This window comes from Longimicrobium sp. (assembly GCF_036280135.1).
Lineage (GTDB): Bacteria > Gemmatimonadota > Gemmatimonadetes > Longimicrobiales > Longimicrobiaceae > Longimicrobium.
This window is the reverse complement of record NZ_DASURI010000126.1, coordinates 1-3,042: the sequence shown is the minus strand read 5'-3', so window position 1 is coordinate 3,042 and position 3,042 is coordinate 1. Positions and strand designations below refer to the sequence as shown.

The following is a 3,042-nucleotide window of genomic DNA, read 5'->3' as shown; positions in this document are numbered from 1 at the left end:
AACGTGCCGTTGGCGTTGACGTACTTGAGCGAGCTGCGGATGCGATCCTTGGTGTCGGTAAAGGTGCCCGCCTCCGTGACGTACTCGATGAGCTTGACGCGGCCGCTGTTGCCCCGCTCCAGCACGTTGATGGCCAGCACGCGGCCCACGTCCTGGCCGGCGTACTGCGAGATCACGTCGCTGATCTCGTCCGCCGTCCACTCGAAGCTCCAGCGGTGGTAGCGGCTCCAGTCGGCCTCGAAGTCGCCGTTGCGCTTGCCGCGCAGCTTGAAGGCGCCGGGCGCGTTCCGGATGCTGTCCAGCACGTTGCCCGAGTTGCCGCGCTGGTGGTCGATCACGCCGCGCAGGTACGGCAGCGGGGCGCTGTTGTACACGTCCTCGTTGTTGGCCGTGGTGCCGCCGCTGGTGCTGAAGAACAGCGCCTCGATGAGCTGGCCGTTGTACGTGGCCACCAGGCCGCTGGTCTCGTCCACGGCCTGCGTGCTCACGGGATGCTCGGCCGCGTAGCCGCCGTACACCTGGTCGCTCGTGGTGGGCAGCAGGTCGTAGCCGTCGCTGCTGCGCTTGCCCAGGCCGCGCATGGCGTAGGTGCGGGCCGCGATGGCCTGCGCCTTTTGCGCCTCGAGCTCGTCGTACACCGTGGGCGGCAGCTCGCGGGGAACCACGCCGTACAGGTACTGCTCCATGGGCAGCTCGTTGATGCCGGCCAGCGTGCCGCCGCTGTTGATGCGCACCTCGGCCACGCCGCGGTACGGCGCGCCGCCGATGGTCACCAGGCCGTCGGACGACGTGAGGACCACGGGGCCGCTGCTCACGGCCTGCGCCGAGCCCGTGTTCACGCGGTACTGCGTAACGCCGGTGGTGACCGTCACCAGCTTCCAGAACGAATCCGAGCCCGCCAGCCCCTGCGCGATCACCTGGTTGCGGTAGGTGTTGCGCACGCCGAACGCCGCGTTGGAGGCAAAGTCGCCGATGTACAGCCGCGTGCACGCCGGGATCACCTCGGTCATGGTGGCGTGGCCCAGCGCCTCGGCGGCGGCCTTTTGCGCGGCGATGGCGGTGGCGGTGCCGCACGCCACCTGCAGGCGGTAGCGGGTCACGCTCACGGAGCCGGCTTCCAGCGTGACCGTGGCCGAGACGCCGCCCGTGCCGCTGAGCAGGGTGGTACCCGTCGACCTGTCGCTGACCGTCCAGTCCGCCGCGCTGCCCAGGGTGACGGAGGTGGCCGTGGGAATCACGCCAATGCGGATGTTTCCGTTCCACGCCTGCGCGGTCACGCCCTCGTCCAGGGCGGGGCCGTCGGCGCGGGCGGTCGCGCCCGTGGGGTCACCGTCCACGCAGGCGCCCAGGCCCAGCAGCAGCGCGGCCGCGGGAAGGATCCGCCCAAATCGAGTAGGGATCATTGAAAAGGAGGGGTGCAGGGATGGACGGCCGAAGCGCCGGGGAACGCTCGGAGGAAGCCATCACTTACACACCTGCCGGGGCATTTGTCAACCTCCGGAGCAAAAGAACCGGCGTGAACGCACGGAAGAATATTCCGAATTCTTGCGTCCGGACCCGCCCTCGTCCGCCGGGTGTCGACAGGCGATCCGCCGCCCGAGAGGGCGGATGGACGGAACGGTGTCCCGGCGCGTGGACGGCGTGCACTGGCCCCGTTTGTCCGGCGCGGTTACCTTTCATCCCGCAAGCCGCCAGGGGTACTCCGCGCGATCCGCGGGGTTGAGACAGTCCCTTGGAACCTGATCCGGTTCACACCGGCGTAGGGAGCGCGGCGTGTCGCATTCGATGGAGCCCATCCGCCGCGCCGTTCCTTCGGCCGGAGGACCGTGATCCGTCCAGGCGCCACCCCGGATCTCCCGGCGTGGCGCCTTTTTCGTTCGATGCGCCTTGCCGGGATCCGCCGTCCTTCCTCCGCTGTTCCCGATCCGGGTCGTCCGCTCCCGCCGCATGGAGACGCAGATGATCGATCGAGCCCGCCCCGCATCCGCCCCGTCCGCCGGCGCCGCATCCACCGGCGACTACGGCGACGCGTTCCCCGCCAGCCGCAAGGTGTACGTGGAGGGGCGCCACGGCATTCGCGTGCCCATGCGCGAGATCGGCCTGTCCGGCGGCGAGCCCCCGCTGCGCGTCTACGACACCAGCGGTCCACTGGGGACGGACGTGCGCCACGGGCTCAAGCCCCTTCGCATGGACTGGATCCTGGGCCGGGGCGACGTGGCGCGGACGGAGCGCACCTATCGCCCGCTGCCCGGCGCGCAGGCGGTGGAGATGCCCGAGGCCCTGCATCGGCCCACGCTGCGTGGCACGGGCCCCGTGACGCAGATGCACTACGCGCGGCGCGGCGAGATCACCCCCGAGATGGAGTTCGTGGCCCTGCGCGAGGGGATGGACCCCGAGTTCGTGCGGTCGGAAGTGGCGCGCGGGCGGGCCATCATTCCCGCCAACATCAACCACCCGGAGCTGGAGCCGATGATCATCGGCCGCGGCTTCAAGGTGAAGATCAACGCCAACATCGGGAACAGCGCCGTCCGTTCATCCATCGAGGACGAGGTGGAGAAGCTGCGCTGGGCCACGCTGTGGGGCGCCGACACGGTGATGGACCTGAGCACGGGGAAGAACATCCACGAGACGCGGGAATGGATCATCCGCAACTCGCCCGTGCCCATCGGCACCGTGCCCATCTACCAGGCGCTGGAAAAGGTGGGCGGCGTACCCGAGGAGCTCACGTGGGAGATCTACCGCGACACGCTCATCGAGCAGGCGGAGCAGGGGGTGGACTACTTCACGGTTCACGCGGGCGTGCTGCTGCGCTACGTGCCCATGACGGCCAACCGGATGACGGGCATCGTCTCGCGCGGCGGAAGCATCATCGCCAAGTGGTGCCTGTCTCATCACAAGGAATCGTTCCTGTACACCCACTTCCGCGAGATCTGCGAGATCATGCGGGCGTACGACGTGGCGTTCTCGCTGGGCGACGGGCTGCGGCCGGGATCGATCTACGACGCCAACGACGAGGCGCAGTTCGCGGAGCTGCGCACCCAG

The 3,042-nt window shown here is 69.2% G+C and carries 2 protein-coding genes and 1 riboswitch; of the genes, one reads left to right on the top strand and one right to left on the bottom strand.

Features of this window, described 5'->3' with window-relative positions; all coding sequences use genetic code 11:
* A partial coding sequence (locus VFZ20_RS03940) for a SpoIID/LytB domain-containing protein (RefSeq protein WP_329682526.1) occupies positions 1-1,403 on the bottom strand: 1,403 nt, incomplete at its 3' end.
* A 280-nt stretch (positions 1,404-1,683) separates the two neighbouring features.
* A riboswitch (TPP riboswitch) is annotated at positions 1,684-1,784 on the top strand.
* Positions 1,785-1,959: 175 nt separating this feature from the next.
* Here VFZ20_RS03940 and VFZ20_RS03935 point away from each other — a divergent pair.
* On the top strand, positions 1,960-3,042 hold a 1,083-nt coding region (locus VFZ20_RS03935), incomplete at its 3' end, for a phosphomethylpyrimidine synthase ThiC (protein ID WP_329682525.1).